At 75.7% G+C, this 15,806-nt stretch carries 14 protein-coding genes; 9 read left to right on the top strand and 5 right to left on the bottom strand.

The features are described 5' to 3' along the window. Positions 1–60 precede the first annotated feature (60 nt). From ACRYM0_RS17160 to ACRYM0_RS17150, 3 genes are all read right to left on the bottom strand, one after another. Positions 61–1,542 carry a GGDEF domain-containing protein gene (locus ACRYM0_RS17160; RefSeq protein WP_432507025.1) on the bottom strand — a complete coding sequence of 494 codons (1,482 nt, stop codon included), beginning with the start codon at positions 1,540–1,542 and terminating at the stop codon, positions 61–63. Next, on the bottom strand, positions 1,539–1,802 hold the full coding sequence (locus ACRYM0_RS17155; RefSeq protein WP_432507023.1) for a hypothetical protein: 264 nt from the start codon (positions 1,800–1,802) through the stop codon (positions 1,539–1,541). Before ACRYM0_RS17155 ends, ACRYM0_RS17160 begins: the two co-directional genes overlap by 4 nt. A gap of 92 nt (positions 1,803–1,894) precedes the next feature. Beyond that, positions 1,895–2,746 (bottom strand): acyl-CoA thioesterase, encoded by an 852-nt coding sequence (locus ACRYM0_RS17150; protein ID WP_432507022.1) that lies wholly within the window; start codon positions 2,744–2,746, stop codon positions 1,895–1,897. A 65-nt stretch (positions 2,747–2,811) separates the two neighbouring features. Between ACRYM0_RS17150 and ACRYM0_RS17145 the strand changes: the two genes are divergently transcribed. The 8 genes from ACRYM0_RS17145 (at position 2,812) to ACRYM0_RS17110 (ending at position 10,241) form a co-directional block, all read left to right on the top strand. Then, entirely contained in the window at positions 2,812–3,777 is a 966-nt protein-coding gene (locus ACRYM0_RS17145; RefSeq protein WP_432507021.1) for a zinc-binding dehydrogenase, read from the top strand. A 47-nt stretch (positions 3,778–3,824) separates the two neighbouring features. Continuing rightward, a complete protein-coding gene (locus ACRYM0_RS17140; RefSeq protein WP_432507020.1) occupies positions 3,825–4,628 on the top strand; it encodes a TIGR02587 family membrane protein in 804 nt (267 codons plus the stop codon). A 44-nt stretch (positions 4,629–4,672) separates the two neighbouring features. Next, positions 4,673–5,086: a TIGR02588 family protein gene (locus tag ACRYM0_RS17135; protein ID WP_432507019.1), complete on the top strand. Its 414-nt coding sequence runs from the start codon at positions 4,673–4,675 to the stop codon at positions 5,084–5,086. An 87-nt stretch (positions 5,087–5,173) separates the two neighbouring features. Then, positions 5,174–6,853, top strand: a complete 1,680-nt coding sequence (locus ACRYM0_RS17130) for a phospholipase D family protein (RefSeq protein WP_432507018.1) — start codon at positions 5,174–5,176, stop codon at positions 6,851–6,853. Positions 6,854–6,907: 54 nt separating this feature from the next. Beyond that, positions 6,908–8,374 (top strand): aminotransferase class I/II-fold pyridoxal phosphate-dependent enzyme, encoded by a 1,467-nt coding sequence (locus tag ACRYM0_RS17125; protein ID WP_432507017.1) that lies wholly within the window; start codon positions 6,908–6,910, stop codon positions 8,372–8,374. Further along, positions 8,371–8,790 carry a DUF1622 domain-containing protein gene (locus tag ACRYM0_RS17120; RefSeq protein WP_432507016.1) on the top strand — a complete coding sequence of 140 codons (420 nt, stop codon included), beginning with the start codon at positions 8,371–8,373 and terminating at the stop codon, positions 8,788–8,790. The genes ACRYM0_RS17125 and ACRYM0_RS17120 overlap by 4 nt, the downstream gene beginning before the upstream one ends. Then, positions 8,787–9,080: a hypothetical protein gene (locus ACRYM0_RS17115; RefSeq protein WP_432507015.1), complete on the top strand. Its 294-nt coding sequence runs from the start codon at positions 8,787–8,789 to the stop codon at positions 9,078–9,080. Before ACRYM0_RS17120 ends, ACRYM0_RS17115 begins: the two co-directional genes overlap by 4 nt. 69 nt (positions 9,081–9,149) lie before the next feature. Next, positions 9,150–10,241: an oxygenase MpaB family protein gene (locus ACRYM0_RS17110; RefSeq protein WP_432507014.1), complete on the top strand. Its 1,092-nt coding sequence runs from the start codon at positions 9,150–9,152 to the stop codon at positions 10,239–10,241. A 54-nt stretch (positions 10,242–10,295) separates the two neighbouring features. Here ACRYM0_RS17110 and ACRYM0_RS17105 read toward each other — a convergent pair whose 3' ends face one another. Then, positions 10,296–11,966 carry a glycoside hydrolase family 13 protein gene (locus tag ACRYM0_RS17105; RefSeq protein ID WP_432507013.1) on the bottom strand — a complete coding sequence of 557 codons (1,671 nt, stop codon included), beginning with the start codon at positions 11,964–11,966 and terminating at the stop codon, positions 10,296–10,298. Between the two features lie 82 nt (positions 11,967–12,048). Continuing rightward, positions 12,049–13,992: a phosphoenolpyruvate carboxykinase (GTP) gene (locus ACRYM0_RS17100; RefSeq protein WP_432507026.1), complete on the bottom strand. Its 1,944-nt coding sequence runs from the start codon at positions 13,990–13,992 to the stop codon at positions 12,049–12,051. Between the two features lie 140 nt (positions 13,993–14,132). On the opposite strand from ACRYM0_RS17100, the gene ACRYM0_RS17095 reads away from it, so the two are divergent. Further along, positions 14,133–15,650 (top strand): helix-turn-helix domain-containing protein, encoded by a 1,518-nt coding sequence (locus ACRYM0_RS17095; protein ID WP_432507012.1) that lies wholly within the window; start codon positions 14,133–14,135, stop codon positions 15,648–15,650. The last annotated feature ends 156 nt before the right edge of the window (positions 15,651–15,806 follow it).

Raw genomic sequence — 15,806 nt, 5'->3', positions numbered from 1 at the left:
GGTGCCCGCGCCACCACCCGGTGGCGCGGGCACCGCCGCGTGCGGGCCCCGACCGCCCCGTCAGCCGCCCACCGGTGCCGGTTCGCCGGCGGGCCCGGCCAGCACCACGCGGTCGCGGCCCCCCTCCTTCGCGGCGTACAGGACGGCGTCGGCGCGGGCGAAGAGCTCCGCCGCCCCCTCCAGGCCGTCCCACTGCGCCACACCGGCGGAGAACGACTGCCCGGCCGCGGTGCGCCCGCGCAGGCCGTCCGCCACGCGCCCCGCCGCGGGCAGGTCGTGACCCAGCATCAGCAGCACGAACTCCTCCCCGCCCCAGCGCGCCAGCAGGCCGCCGCGCAGCGGTGCGGCGAAGGCGCCGCTCACGCGCAGCGCCTCGCTCCACGCGGCCGCCGACTGCACGAGCAGCACGTCGCCGGCCTGGTGCCCGTAGGTGTCGTTGAACGCCTTGAACCGGTCCAGGTCCAGCACCGCCACGCACAGCGGCAGCCCCTCGGTGCGGGCGCGCACCTGCAGGCGCTCCAGCTCCGCGTCGCTGGTGCGGCGGTTCGGCAGGCCGGTCAGCGCGTCGGTGCGGGCCACCTCGGCCAGCCGGTTCGACTGCTGCTGCAGGTGCCCGAGCAGCCCGGACATGCGCACCACGACCAGCAGGAACAGCACCACCGACGAGGTCGCCACCGCCCAGGCCTCCAGGCGCGCCCCCAGGGCGAGCTGCAGGATCAGCGTGCCCGGGGAGAGCAGGCTCGCCGCGGTCAGGGCCAGCAGGCGCCGGCGGGTGAAGCTGAACGCCGGATCGGCGTCGGGGTCGGTGAGCCGGCGCATCGAGGGGTGCAGGGCGGCGGCGGCGAAGGCCACGTAGCCGCACAGCCACGGCAGCGTCAGCAGGCCGCCCTCGTAGTCCGTGCGCAGCGACACCAGCTGGTAGCCGCAGTCGGCCAGCAGCATCAGGGCCGTGCCGGCGATGAGGAAGCGGTACGAGGTCGTGCGCGCCCCGCCGGTGGTCAGCAAGCGCACCAGCAGGGCCAGCAGCAGCACGTCGCCCAGCGGGTAGGCGCCGGCCAGCGCGCGCTCCAGCACCGATTCGCCGGCCTGCTGCAGCGCCGGGCGCACCAGGAAGATCCAGCTCAGCAGCACGAAGCCGACCGTGAAGATCGCCGAGTCGATCAGCCCCTCGCGGTCCCGGCCGGCGCGGCGTGCGCGCACGAACTCCCAGCAGCCCGCGGCCATCAGCACGTAGGTCGCCAGGTACAGCGCGTCCGCCGGGGAGGGGAACGGGTCGACGTGCAGCACCCACACGAAGAGCGCCCACAGCAGGTCGGCCGTCGCCCACGTCGCCACGCCGGCGGTGAAGAACCACCACGCCCGCGCGCGCCTCGGCCGGTGCCGGTGCACGCCCACGGCCATGACCGCCACGCAGCCGAAGCTGAGCGCCGTGTACAGGGCGTCGCGCAGCAGGCTGACGGGCAGCAGGACGCACACCACGGACAACGTCGTGCCGACGATCAGGTGCAGCCGTAAACCCAGAGCGCGCGCGGGTGCGTTCACGTCCGGGACATCGACCGTCCACCGGCGCCGGTGAACCGGCGCCACCCGTTGGGCGCAGCGCTCACCGCGCTCGCAGCACCCTCGTCCCGCGCGGCGCCCGTCGCCGGCGGCCCCGCGTGGCGGCTGACCAGGCGGTCGGCCCACGCCGCGGCGGCCGCGACCCGTCGCGACCCCGCGCAGTGCCGCGGCGCGCACGGCGGGCCGAGCGGCGGGTGGCGGTGGTGGCGGTGGTGCTGCAGGACGTGCATGGCGGTGACCACGACTCGCTCCTCCCCGAGAGCCCCTTCGCTCTGTGATGCACGTCACATCATCGCTCAGGTGGCGGTCCAGCGCAGCCCGGCGGCCGCACCGGTCACGGCAGCCGGAGCATCCCTTCCTGCGCCACGCTCGCCACGAGCCGCCGCTGCCGGTCGTACACGCGCGCCGTGGACAGCCCCCGCGCGCCGCCCGCGTTCGGGCTCTGCGCCACGTACAGGAACCACTCGTCGGCGCGCGCCGGCCGGTGCCACCACATCGCGTGGTCCAGGCTCGCCACGTTCAGCCCCGGCGTCGCCCACACCAGCCCGTGCCGGCGCAGCACCGGCTCCAGGACCGTGAAGTCCGAGGCGTACGCCAGCGCCGCCCGGTGCACCACCTCGTCGTCCGGCAGCGTGCCCTCCAGGCGCATCCACACCGTCTGCCGCGCGGTGCGCTCCTCACCCGGGCGCAGGTAGATCGCCGGCTCCACGTGGCGCACGTCGGTCAGCCGGCCGCGGCCCAGCTGCCGGGCCGCCGGGTGGTCCACGGCGTCCAGCAGCTCCAGGTCGCTGGTCAGGTCCTCCGGCTCCGGCACGTCCGGCGCCGGCTGGGCGTGCTCCAGGCCCTGAGCCGGCGCCTGGAACGACGCGATGCCCGACAGGATCGCCACCCCGTTCTGCAGGGCCTGCACCCGCCGCGCCGAGAACGAGCGGCCGTCGCGCAACCGCTCCACCGCGAAGTGCACCGGCACCTCCGGGTCGCCCGGGCGCAGGAAGTACGCGTGCAGCGAGTGCACCGGCCGGTCGGCGGGCACGGTGCGCGAGGCGGCCACCGTCGCCTGCCCCAGCACCTGGCCGCCGAACAGCCGCGGCCGCCAGCCCGGCAGGTTCGGTGCTGTGAACACGTCGGCGGCGTCGGGGACCGGCCGGACGTCCAGGACGGGCAGCAGGGGGCTGGGCTCGCTCACGCCCGGAGGCTACCCAGCCGGGCACCACCGTGCCGGTGCCCGCCCGCGGCGCTAGCGTCGCGCCCGTGCTCGCCGCCCGCGCCGTCCGCAGCTCACCCGACGACCCGCTGTCCGCCCTCGAGGTCGCCGACCGCCCCGCGGCGGCCCCGCCGGACGGCTGGGTGCGGGTCGCGGTGCGCGCCGCCGCCCTGAACCGGCACGACCTGTGGAGCCTGCGCGGGGTGGGCCTGCCGCCCGAGCGGCTGCCGATGGTCCTGGGCTGCGACGCCGCCGGCACCACCGACGACGGCACCGAGGTCGTCGTGCACGCCGTCGTCTCCGACCCCGACCACCGCGGCGACGAGACCCTGGACCCGCGCCGCACCCTGCTGTCCGAGCTGCACCCCGGCACCCTCGCCGAGCACGTGTGGGTCCCGCGGCGCAACCTGCTGCCCAAACCCGCCGGGTGGTCCTTCGAGCGGGCCGCGTCCCTGGGCACCGCGTGGCTGACCGCCTACCGGATGCTGTTCACCCAGGCCCGGGCCGTGCCCGGGCAGACGGTGCTCGTGCAGGGCGCCGCCGGCGGGGTGTCCAACGCCCTGACCACCCTCGGGGCGGCGGCGGGCCTGCGGGTGTGGGTGACGGGCCGCAGCGAGGAGCGCCGCGCGAAGGCCGCCTCCTGGGGCGCGGCGGCCACGTTCGCGGCGGGGGAGCGGCTGCCCGAGCGCGTCGACGCCGTCCTCGAGACCGTGGGGAAGGCGACGTGGGAGCACTCCGTGCGCTCGCTGCGGCCCGGCGGCGCGATCGTCGTCTCCGGCGCCACCACCGGGGGGGACGCGCCCGCGATGCTGGAGAACGTCTTCTTCCGGCAACTGCGCGTGCTGGGTTCCACCATGGGCACCCGCGAGGAGTTCGAGCGGCTGCTGCGGTTCTGCGAACTGGCCGACCTGGCGCCCGAGGTGGACTCGGTGCACGCGCTCGCCGACGTGCACGAGGCGTTCGCCCGACTGGAGTCCGGCGAGGCGATCGGCAAGGTCGTCGTCACCGTGTGAACCCCGGCGGAGGAGGAGGCGGCGTGGCGGACGGCGCGGTGCAGGGCGTGAGCACCACCGAGGTGCTGCGCGGGCTGGGCCGCGCGCTCGCCGGCGCGGTGCTCTTCGCCCTGCCGATCTTCATGACGATGGAGGTGTGGTCGCTGGCCGCCAGCATCGACCGGGTGCGCCTGCTCCTGCTCGTGCTGGCCGGCGTCCTGCTCTCGATCGGGCTGGCGCACTTCTTCGGCTTCGTGAACCAGGAGCGGATCGGTGCGCTCGACGCCGTCATCGACGCCGGCGTCGCGATGCTGGCGGGCGTCGCGGCCGCCGTCGCGGTCCTGTGGGTCCTGGCCGTGGTCGAACCGTGGCGGGGCTGGCAGGCCGCGGTGTCCGTGGTGGCGCTGGAGGCCGTCCCGGCGGCGATCGGGGCGTCGTTCGCCCGCTCCCAGCTCGGCATGGACCGCCGGCGGGCCCGCAAGAAGCACCCGCAGTGGCGCGAGGGGTTCCTCGTGACGGCCGGTGCCGTGGTGGTCGCGGCGAACATCGCGCCCACGGAGGAGGTGGTCCTTATCGCGGCCCGGATGAGCCCCGTGCACGGGATCGCGCTGATCGCCTTCGAGCTGGTCCTCGTGCACGCCTTCGTCTACGGCCTGCGGTTCCGCGGCACTGCGACGCTGCAGGGCGGGACGTGGAAGGTGCTGCTGGCCTGGACCCTGATCGCCCACCTCACCGCCCTGGCGGTGAGCGCGTACCTGCTGTGGACCTTCGGCCGTTTCGACGGCACCGCGCTGTCGCAGGCCGTGATGGAGACGGTGGTGCTGGCGCTGCCGGCCGGTGTCGGTGCGGCGGCCGCCCGGCTGGTCGTCTGACCGGGCGGCCACCCGAGGACGTGACCGGTGGTGAGGAGGAGACCGTGGAACAGCAGGAGCAGCAGGAGCAGCAGCCCGGTGGCCGGGAGCGGCTGAACCGCCTGGAGACGGTGCTGGGTGCGCTCGGTGGTGCCCTGGTGGTGGCGCTGCTGGCCCACCTCGGCCACGAGGCCCTCACCCGGGGCTCCGCACCCCGCCTGCAGGCGAAGGTGCAGGACGTGAGCCGGGTACCCGGTGGCTTCGCCGTGCAGGTCGAGATCGTCAACAGCGGCGGGCGCACCGCCCAGGACGTCCAGGTCAGCGGGGAAGTCGTCTCCGGCGACCAGACGCTGTCCGAGGCCACGGCGACGGTGACCTACGTCCCGGCGGAGAGCCGCCGCCACCTCGTGCTCGTCCTCGCCACCGACCCGGCCGACGGGCGGCTCCAGGTCCGCGCCGAGGGGTACGCGGTCCCCTGAGCGCACGGCGGTCGCCGCGCCGGGCGCACCGGTCGAGCTCCCCGCGCAGGTGGCCGGAGCACCTCCGACGTGGCAGTCTCCCCGCCGGTGGACCCTCGACGAACCGCCACCGCCGACCACGACCGCGCCACCGGCCGCTGGTTCCTCACCACCGGCGAGCGCGGCAACGACGCCACCCGCCTGACGGCGTGGAGCCGGGGCAACCGGGTGCGCCCCCTCGTCGACGGTGCGACGTACTTCCCGGCGCTGTCGGCCGCGCTGGCCGCCGCGGGCGACGGGGACCTGGTGCTCTTCGCCGACTGGCAGGGCGACCCGGACCAGCGGCTCACCGAGCACGGACCCACCATCGCGCAGGCCCTCACCGCCGCCGCCGAGCGCGGAGCCCTGGTGAAGGGGCTGGTGTGGCGCTCGCCGCGGGAGTGGCAGCGCCTGTCGCCCACGCGCCGCCGCCACCTCGCCCAGCGCGTGCGGGGCGGGGCGCACGTCGTCCTCGACCAGCGGGTGCGCAACTCCGGCAGCCACCACCAGAAGTTCGTCGTCGTCCGGTACGCCGGCCGGCCCGACGACGACGTCGCCTTCGTCGGCAGCCTCGACCCGGCGCACGGCCGCCGCGACGACGCCGCCCACGCCGGGGACCCGCAGCCCCTCACCTTCGGGAAGGCGTACGGCGCCCACCCCTCGTGGCACGACATCCACACCGAGGTCCGCGGCCCCGCGGTGGCGGACGTGGAGACGGTGTTCCGCGAGCGGTGGGAGGACCGCGCGCCGCTGTCCCTGCTGCCCTGGCAGGCGTTCCCCGACCTCGTGCGCCGCGCGGGCCGCCGCCTGCGGCACCGCCCCGCACCGCTGCCCCCGCAGCGGCCGGCGCCCCCTCCGGTGCCGGGGGAGGACGGTTCCTGCGCGGTGCAGCTGCTGCGCACCTACCCGCCGCGCCGGCCCCGCTACCCCTTCGCCCCCGACGGGGAGTTCAGCATCGCCGCCGCCCACGCCAAGGCGCTGCGCCGGGCCCGCAGGCTGGTCTACGTGGAGGAGCAGTTCCTCTGGTCCCGGCAGGTCGTGCAGGTCTTCGCCGACGCGCTGAGCGCCGCCCCGCAGCTCCAGCTGGTCGTCCTCGTGCCCCGTGAACCCAAGCGCGGCGGCATCGCGGCACCGCCGCTGCTGCTGGGACAGGCGGACGCGCTGCGGGTGCTGCGGGAGGCCGGCGGGGACCGCGTCCACGTCTTCGACGTGGAGAACCACCGGGGCGAGCCGGTCTACGTCCACTCCAAGGTCACCGTCGTCGACGACGTGTGGGCCTGCGTGCGCAGCGACAACCTCAACCGCCGGTCCTGGACGCACGACTCCGAGCTGTCCGTGGCGGTCCTGGACGAGGCCCGCGACCGGCGCGCACCCGCCGACCCCGCCGGGCTGGGCGACGGGGCACGGCGCTTCGCGCGCGACCTGCGCCTGCAGCTGGTGCGCGAGCACCTCGACCGGGACGGCACCGGCGACGAGCACGGCCGGGACGACCTGGTCGACCCCGACAGCGCCGTGGCCGCCCTGCACGGCAGCGCCGCCGCCCTCGACGCCTGGCACGCCGGCGGGCGGCGGGGAGCGCGTCCCCCCGGGCGGCTGCGCTCCCACCACGACCCCGTGCTGCCGCGCTGGCAGCGGTTCCTCGCGGAACCCGTCTATCGGCTCGTCCTGGACCCGGCCGCGACCCGCCGGCACCGGTCCCCGGCCGGCGCGGGGCGACCGCGGGCGCATGGCCCGGCCGGCGGCGGGTAGGGCTCCACGTGCCGGTGCGCCCGCGCCGGCACGGACGAGCAGGAGGAGATGGTGGTGGACCACTCGCGCGCACCGGTGCTCGAGGCCCTGGAGGCCTTCAAGCAGCGGGGAGACGTCGTCTACGGCCCACCCGGCCACAAGCAGGGCCGCGGCGCGGACCCTCGCCTGGTCGAGCTGATCGGGGAGGGCGTCTTCGCCTCCGACGTGCTGACCCTCAACGGCCTGGACGACCGGCGCGAGTCGCAGGGGGTCGTCTCGCAGGCCGAGCACCTCATGGCCGACGCCGTGGACGCGAAGAAGGCGTTCTTCTCCACCTGCGGCAGTTCGCTGTCCGTCAAGGCCGCGATGATCTCCGTCGCCGGCCCGGGGGAGAAGCTGCTCGTCTCCCGCAACGCGCACAAGTCCGTCATCGCCGGGGTCATCGTCTCCGGCATCGAGCCGGTCTGGGTGCACCCGCACTTCGACGAGCACCTGCACCTGGCGCACCCGCCGGAACCGCAGGACGTGCGCCGCGCCCTGGAGCAGAACCCGGACGCGAAGGGGATGCTGCTGATCTCCCCGACCGACTGGGGCACCTGCGCCGACATCGCCGGCACCGCCGAGGTGTGCCACGAGTTCGGCGTCCCGCTCATCGTCGACGAGGCGTGGGGCGCGCACCTGCCGTTCCACCCGGACCTGCCCACGTGGGGCATGGACGCCGGAGCCGACGTCGTCGTCACCAGCGTCCACAAGATGGGTGGCGCGATCGAGCAGAGCTCCGTGTTCCACCTGCAGGGCGACCTGGTGAACCCCGACGTGCTCAAGGAGCGCGAGGACCTGCTGGGCACCACCAGTTCCTCCGCGCTGGTCTACCTCACCCTCGACGGCTGGCGCCGGCAGATGGTGGAGCAGGGCCGCGAACTCCTCGGAACCGCCCTCGAGCGCGCCGCGCGCGTGCGCGCCGCCGTCGACGGCATCGACGGCCTGGACCTCATGGGCCGGGAGGTGGTGCGCCCGCAGGGCGCGTTCGACCTCGACCCGCTCGCCCTGACCATCGACGTGCGTCCGCTGGGCATCAGCGGCTACCAGGCCGGCGACTGGCTGCGCGCGAACTGCCACGTCGACGCCGGTTCCGCCGACGCCTGCCGCATCGGGGTGCGCATCACCCACGCCGACGACGACGAGACCGAGAACCTGCTCGTGGAGTCGCTGCAGCGCATGGTCGCCGCCGCCCGCGACGGCCGGATCGAGCACCAGCCCGCGACCGAGCTGCCCACCCCCACCGGCCTGGAGCTGCGCAACGCGATGACCCCGCGCGATGCGTTCTTCGGCCGCGTGGAGCAGGTGCCGATCCAGGACGCCGTCGGCCGCGTCGTCGCCGAGATGGCCTCGCCCTACCCGCCCGGCGTGCCCGTCCTCGCCCCCGGTGAGGTCGTCTCCCAGGAGGTCGTGGACTACCTCACCACCGGCGTCGCCGCCGGGATGCTCGTGCCCGACGCCGCCGACCCCTCGATGAAGACGCTGCGCGTGGTCGCCCGGTGAGCGCTGAGGAGGCCGAGGAGCTGCTGCGGGAGGTCGTCGGTTTCCTCGTCACACTCGTCGAGGCGTGCGGCGCGGTCGTCATCGCCGCCGGTGCCGTGTGGGCGTTCGCCCGCTTCATCGCGGTGGCGGTGCGCGGCGGCGGTTCCCGGCGGTTCGTGCCCGTGCGCCTGACGCTGGGCCGCTTCCTCGCGCTGGGGCTGGAGTTCCAGCTCGCCAGCGACGTGCTGCGCACCGCCGTGGCGCCCAGCTTCGAGGAGCTCGGCAAACTCGCCGTGGTGGCGGCCATCCGGACGGCCCTGAACTACTTCCTGTCCAAGGAGATCGCCGAGGAGCGGCGGCAGGTCGCCGAGGAGCGGCGGCGTTCCGAGCGGGACGCACCGCCCCCGGCACCTCCGGTGCCGGAGCGCGGGCGGTGAGCGAACTGCCGGCGCTGCTCGCCCTGGGCGTGGCCGCCTCCGCGTTGGTGGCCGCCGTCGCGGTCCTGCTGCGCACCCGCCGCCCCGCCCTCGCGCTCGGCGTCGGGCTGGACCTGCTGCTGGCCGCCGGCCTGCTGCGCCTGAGCGCCGACCAGACGTGGCGGCAGCTGGCCACCGCCGCCGCCGTGGTGGCCCTGCGACACCTCATCGGCCGGGGTCTGCGGGCCGGGGGGACCGCCTGGCGCGGACCCCGGACCGCGGCCGCCGCGCACGGCGACCGGGTCCGCTGACCGGGGACGCTGACCGGGCGGGCGACCCACCTCCGCGGTGGGTACCGTGCCGGTGACGGGGGAGGTCACGTGGACGCCGCTGCGCTGGACGCGCTGATCGACGAGCTGAGCGACGTGGGTGACCCGCTCGCGGACGCGCTCACCGAGGAGCTGGCGGCGCACCCGCAGCAGCGCACGCTGCTGCAGCGGGGGCTGCGCGAGGGTCGCGAGGCGCTGGGGGAACCGCCCGGCCCGGCCCTCACCGCGTTCCTCGCCGAGCTGGAGGACCTCACCGCCGCCGCGCCGGACCACCTGCTCGAGCGCGCGTCCCTGCCGCACTTCACGATCAGCCCCGCCGAGCACGTCCTCGACCTCGGGGCGGCAGCGTTGATCAACTCCTACGCCCCGCCGCGCACCGCAGCGGTCCTCGTCGGCACGGGCGAGCTCACCGGACGGGCACTGGAACGGGTCACCGACACCGGGCGGTGGAACGCCGCCGCGCTGGTGCCCGGCTGGCTGCGCCGCGGGGAACCCGGCTACGTCGCCACCGCCCAGGTGCGGCTCGTGCACGCCCGCGTGCGCCGCGCGGTGCGCCGTGCCGCCGGCGACGCCGGTCCCGTGCCCCTGCACCAGGTCGACCTGGCCCGCACCTGGCTGGACTTCACCCTCGTGACGATGCGCGCCGACGCCGCCCTCGGCCTGGACCTCACCGCCGCCGAGGAGAACTCGCTGTACGCGTACTGGCAGCACCTGGGGCGGCTGCTGGGCATCGACCGGCGGCTGCTGGCGGGCGCCGCCGACCGCGCCGGTGCGGAACTGCTCGCCGAGCGCATCGCCGCCGTCACCGGGCCGCCGAGCGAGGACTCCCGGCTCCTGACCCGCGCCGGGCTGGACGCGCTGGCCGGGGCGCTCGCCGACCTCACCCCCGCCCCCCGGCGCCTCGCCGGGCCGATGGTGCGCGCCGCCTGCCGCGCGATGCTCGGGGACGAGCTGGCCGACCAGCTGGGCGTGCCCCGCTCGGCCGCCGCCGCAGCGGCCCTGCGCCCCCTGGTCGCCCTGACCCGGCTGCGGCGGCTGCGGCTGCGGCGGGACGCGGTCGCCTGGGAACGCCTCGTGCGGGCCAACGTCGAGGCCACGCGCGCCTTCGCGCTGGACGGCGGGCCGGCCGGGTTCGCGCGCTGAGGCGGCCGGGGACGGGTTCTTCCGTCGCCGGCCACCCCACCGAGCGACCCCGCGTCAGTCCAGCGCGAACCAGGCCGCGGTGTCGGTGGGCACCGACCCGTCCACCAGTTCACCGCTGACCAGCAGCGGCCGCGCCCCCGCGGGCGGCGCGACCGGTTCCGCCGACAGGTTCAGCACCACCAGCACGCCGCGGGTGCGGAACGCCAGCACGTCACCGCCGGTCAGCCCCGCGTCCCACTCCAGCTCGCCGTGGCCCAGCGCGTGCTCGCGCCGCAGCGCCAGCGCACCGCGGTACAGCTCCAGGGTGGAACCGGCCACCCCCGTCTGCGCCGCCACCGACAACCGCGCCCACTCCGGCGGCTGCGGCAGCCACGACGCGGATCCCGGCCCGAACCCGTACGACGGCGCGTCCCCCTCCCACGGGATCGGCACCCGGCAGCCGTCGCGGCCGCGGTCCTCACCGCCCGTGCGGGCGAACGCCGGGTCCTGGCGAACCTCCGCGGGCAGGGTCGTCACCTCCGGCAGGCCCAGCTCCTCGCCCTGGTACACGTACGCCCCGCCGGGCAGCGCCAGCATGAACACCGTCGCCGCGCGCGCCCGGCGCAGCCCCAGCTCCGCGTCCGGCTGCGGGTCGTCCGGGCCCACGCCCGAGGTGGGCTCACCGCCTGCGGGGTAACCCAGCCGGCTGGCGTGGCGGACCACGTCGTGGTTCGAGAGCACCCAGGTGGCCGGCGCACCGACGACCTCGTGCGCCGCCAGCGTGGCGTCGATGACCCGCTTGAGCTCACCGGCCCGCCACGGCGCGCGCAGGTAGTCGAAGTTGAAGGCCTGGTGCATCTCGTCGCCGCGCACGTAGCGCGCCAGCCGCTCCGGCGGCGTCACCCACGCCTCCGCGACGAGGATGCGCTCGCCGTCGTAGGAGTCCAGCACGCGCCGCCACTCGCGGTAGATCTCGTGCACGCCCTCCTGGTCCCACATCGGCGGCCGCTCGCCGGAGGCCGCGGAACCGTTCAGCAGCTCCTGGTCGTGGTCCCACTCGGGCAGGCCCTCGGCCTTGACGAGCCCGTGCGCGACGTCCACCCGGAAGCCGTCGACGCCGCGGTCCAGCCAGAACCGCAGCACGTCCTCGAACTCGGCGTGCACCTCCGGGTTGGACCAGTCCAGGTCCGGCTGGCTGGAGTCGAACAGGTGCAGGTACCACTGCCCCGGGGTGCCGTCCGGAGCCGCCGCGCGCGTCCACGCCGAGCCGCCGAACACCGAGCGCCACGAGTTCGGCGGCAGCTCGCCGTCCGGACCGCGGCCGTCGCGGAAGACGTAGCGGGCCCGCTCGGGGGAGCCGGGGGCCGCGGCCAGCGCCTGGCGGAACCAGGCGTGGTCGGCGGAGGTGTGGTTCGGCACCAGGTCCATGACCACGCGCAGGCCGAGCTCGTGGGCGCGCGCGGACAGCGCCTCGAAGTCGGCCAGGGTGCCGAAGACCGGCTCGATGCCGCGGTAGTCGGCCACGTCGTAGCCGGCGTCCTTCTGCGGCGAGGGGTACACCGGCGACAACCACACGGCGTCCACGCCGAGGTCGGCCAGGTGCGTCAGCCGTGCGGTGATGCCCGGCAGGTCGCCCAGGCCGTCGCCGTCGGCGTCGGCGAACGAGCGCGGGTAGACCTGGTAGATGACGGCGTCGCGCCACCACGGCGCGGCGGGGACGGTGTCGGTGTCGCTCACCGGCCCCATCCTGCCAACCCCCGACGGCGGGTGCACCGCCGCCGCGTCCCCCCGGCGAGCCCGGTGCCCGGGAGGACGCGGCGGCGGTGGATCAGAGGGCCTGCCCGCCGGACAGGCGGTAGCGCAGCAGGTCGAGGTGACCGGTGAGCTCGGCCGGCAGGCGCGAGCCGAAGCGCGCGAAGTAGGCCTCGAGGTGGTCGGCCTCGGCCAGCCAGGCGGCGGGGTCCAGCGCGAACAGCTCCGCGAGGTCCTGCTCGGGCAGGTCCAGACCGTCGAGGTTCAGCGCGCCGTCGGCGGGCACGTTGCCCAGGGGGGTGTGCCACGCGCCCGCCGTCCCCTCCAGCCGGCGGCAGATCCACTCGATCACGCGGGAGTTCTCCCCGAAGCCCGGCCACAGGAACCGGCCGTCCTCCCCGCGGCGGAACCAGTTCACCGAGTACACCCGCGGCAGCCCCGCCGCGGGGAGCCGGTCGCGCATCGACAGCCAGTGCCCGAAGTAGTCACCCATGTGGTAACCGGTGAACGGCAGCATCGCGAACGGGTCGTGGCGCAGTTCGCCCACGGCGCCCTCCGCGGCGGCGGTGCGCTCGCTGGAGACGGTGGCGCCCATGAACACGCCCTGGCTCCAGTCCAGCGCCTCCGCGACGAGCGGGACGTTGCTCGCCCGCCGGCCGCCGAACAGGATCGCGTCGACCGGTACGCCCTCCGGGGAGTCGAACTCCTCGGCGATCGAGGGGCACTGCCGCGCCGACACCGTGAACCGGGCGTTCGGGTGGGCGGCGGGACGGCCGCAGTCCGGCGTCCAGTCCCGGCCCTGCCAGTCCGTCAGGTGAGCGGGCGGCTCGTCGGTCATGCCCTCCCACCACACGTCGCCGTCGTCGGTGAGGGCGACGTTGGTGAAGATGACGTTCTCGCGCAGCATCTCCATGGCGGTGGGATTCGTCGACCACCCGGTGCCGGGGGCCACGCCGAAGAACCCGGCCTCGGGGTTGACGGCGCGCAGGCGGCCGTCGGGGCCGGGGCGCATCCAGGCGATGTCGTCGCCGATCGTCTCCACCCGCCACCCCGGCACGGTGGGGCGCAGCATCGCCAGGTTCGTCTTGCCGCACGCGGACGGGAACGCCGCCGCCAGGTGGAACACCCTCTGCTCCGGGCTGGTCACCTTCACCAGCAGCATGTGCTCGGCCAGCCAGCCCTCGTCGCGGGCCATCGCCGAGGCGATGCGCAGCGCGAAGCACTTCTTGCCCAGCAGCGCGTTGCCGCCGTAACCCGAGCCGAAGGACCAGATCTCCCGGCTCTCGGGGAAGTGCGCGACGTACTTCAGGTCGTTGCACGGCCACGCGACGTCCGCCCGGGAACGGCCGATGGCGTCCACGAGCGGGAACCCGACGCTGTGCACGGCGGGCACGAACGGCGTGCCCGGGGTCAGGGCGGCCAGCGCCTGCGCACCCATCCGCGTCATGGTGCGCATGCTCGCCACGACGTAGGGGGAGTCGGTGATCTGCACACCCAGCTGGGAGATCGGGCCGCCCACCGGTCCCATGGAGAACGGGACCACGTACATCGTCCGCCCCCGCATGCAGCCGGCGAACACCCCCGCCAGCTCCTCGCGCAGCGCCTCGGGCTCACGCCAGTTGTTCGTGGGCCCGGCGTCCTCGCGGCGCCTGGAGGCGATGATGGTGCGGCTCTCGACCCGGGCGACGTCGCTCGGGGCGGAGCGGGCCAGGAAGCTGCCGGGCCGCTTGGCGGGGTCCAGCGGGATCAGCGTGCCGGTCCGCACCATGAGGGCGGTCAGCCGGTCGAACTCCGCCTGGGAGCCGTCGCACCAGACGACCTCGTCGGGCTGGGTGAGGCGGGCGGTGTCGCGCACCCAGCTCAGCAGCGCCTGGTTGTCCGTGGGGGTGCCCGTCAGCCGGAGAGCGTCGAGGTCGGTGGAGCTCCCGGCGCCGGCGGTGCGAGCGGAACCCCCGGGGGCGGGGACGGTGGCGGCGCGACCCGGGGTGGGGATCGGGTCGACGGTCACGGCGGGGGTCATCTCGGTCGTCACGGCGGCGGCTCCTCGCGATCGGCGGTGCTGCGGTGCTTGCCTGGTGACTTCACGATGACGGCCCCCGTGCCGGGCTCACAAGGAAGAAGCCGTGTGAAGATGCGCCGTTCTTCACATATGGTGAATCCATGTCCCCGTTGCGCGTCGCGGCGCTGGAGCCGCTGTCCGAGCAGAACGCCCCGGAGGCCCCCGGCCGCCGGGGTCTGGACGCCCTGTCCGTGGGCCGGCGCATCCGCCACCACCGGCAGGCGCGCGGCCTGACGCTCGCCCAGCTCGGCGAGGCGGTCGGCACCGCGCAGAGCCTGCTGTCGCAGGTGGAGAACGGCAAGCGCGAACCGCGCCTGTCGCTCATCGGCGCCGTCGCCGACGCCCTCGGCGTCCCCGCCGCCGACCTGCTGGACCCCGCGCCGCCACCGACCCACCGGGCCGCCCTGGAGATCGAGCTGGAGCAGGCGCAGCGCAGCCCGCTGTTCCGGTCGCTGGGGCTGCCGCGGGTGTCCTCCAGCCGCAAGCTGCCGCTGGACGCGCTGGAGGCCCTCGTCGCGCTGCACGCGGAACTGGCCCGCCGCCACGACGCCTCCAACGCCACCCCGGAGGAGGCGCGCCGGGCCAACACCGAGATCCGGCTGCTCCTGCGCGCCGTCGACAACCACCTGCCGGAGATCGAGGAGGTGGCCGAGGACCTGGTGCGCGCCGCCGGGTACACCGTCGGTGCGCTCACGCACCGGCAGGTCGCCCGCATGGCCCACGACCTGGGTTTCACCATCATCCACGTCGACGACCTGCCGCACTCCACCCGCACCGTCACCGACCTCGCCAACGGGCGCATCTACCTGCCGCCCGCGTCCATCCCCGGCGGTCACGGTCTGCGGTCGCTGGCGCTGCAGGCCATCGCGCACCGCGTCCTGGGTCACGAGCGCCCCGCCAGCTACACGGAGTTCCTGCGCCAGCGACTGGAGATCAACTACTTCGCCGCGTGCTGCCTGCTGCCGCGCAGCGCGGCCGTGGAGTTCCTCTCGGCCGCCAAGGCCGACAAGGACCTCGCGGTGGAGGACTTCCGCGACGCCTTCGGCGTGACCCACGAGGCCGCCGCCCACCGCCTGACGAACCTGCTGACCTCGCACCTGGGCATCCCGGTGCACTTCCTGCGCGTCGGCGACGACGGCGCCCTGTACCGGGGGTACGAGAACGACGGGGTGCCCTTCCCGCAGGACGCCTCCGGTGCCGTCGAGGGGCAGACCGTGTGCCGGCAGTGGACCGCCCGCACCGTCTTCGAGGTGCGCAACCGCACCACCGAGAACTACCAGTACACCGACACCCCCGCCGGCACGTTCTGGTGCTCCAGCCAGACCGGGTCCACCGAGGGCGGCGGCTTCTCCATCACGGTCGGCGTGCCGTACGCGCACGCCAAGTGGTTCCGCGGCAGGGACACCCGGGTGCGCCGGCGCAGCACCTGCCCGGACGCCGCCTGCTGCCGCCGCCCGGACGTGGAGCTGGAGCGCCGCTGGGCCGACGCGGCCTGGCCCAGCGCACGGCTGCACGCGCAGACCTTGGCCCCGCTGCCCTCGGGCCGCTTCCCCGGGGTGGACGACGTCGAGGTGTACGAGTTCCTCGCCTCCCACGCCCCCCGCCCGGACACCACCTGATCCCCGGGCTCCCCGGGCTCCCCGGGCTGACCCCGCCCACCCCTCCCTGGGGGGGGGGGTGGGTGGGGGGGGGGGGGGGGGGGGGGGGGGGGGGGGGGGGGGGGGGGGGGGGGGGGGGGGGGGGGGGGGGGGGGGGGGGGGGGGGGGGGGGGGGGG

Source organism: Kineococcus arenarius subsp. arenarius, assembly GCF_050871845.1.
GTDB lineage: Bacteria > Actinomycetota > Actinomycetes > Actinomycetales > Kineococcaceae > Kineococcus.
This window is presented reverse-complemented; position numbering and strand designations above follow the sequence as displayed.

Coding starts and splice junctions, on each gene's coding strand:
- ACRYM0_RS17095 (WP_432507012.1), top strand. CDS start 14,133: ATGTCCCCGTTGCGCGTCGCGGCGCTGGAGCCGCTGTCCGAGCAGAAC.
- ACRYM0_RS17105 (WP_432507013.1), bottom strand. CDS start 11,966: ATGGGGCCGGTGAGCGACACCGACACCGTCCCCGCCGCGCCGTGGTGG.
- ACRYM0_RS17100 (WP_432507026.1), bottom strand. CDS start 13,992: ATGACCCCCGCCGTGACCGTCGACCCGATCCCCACCCCGGGTCGCGCC.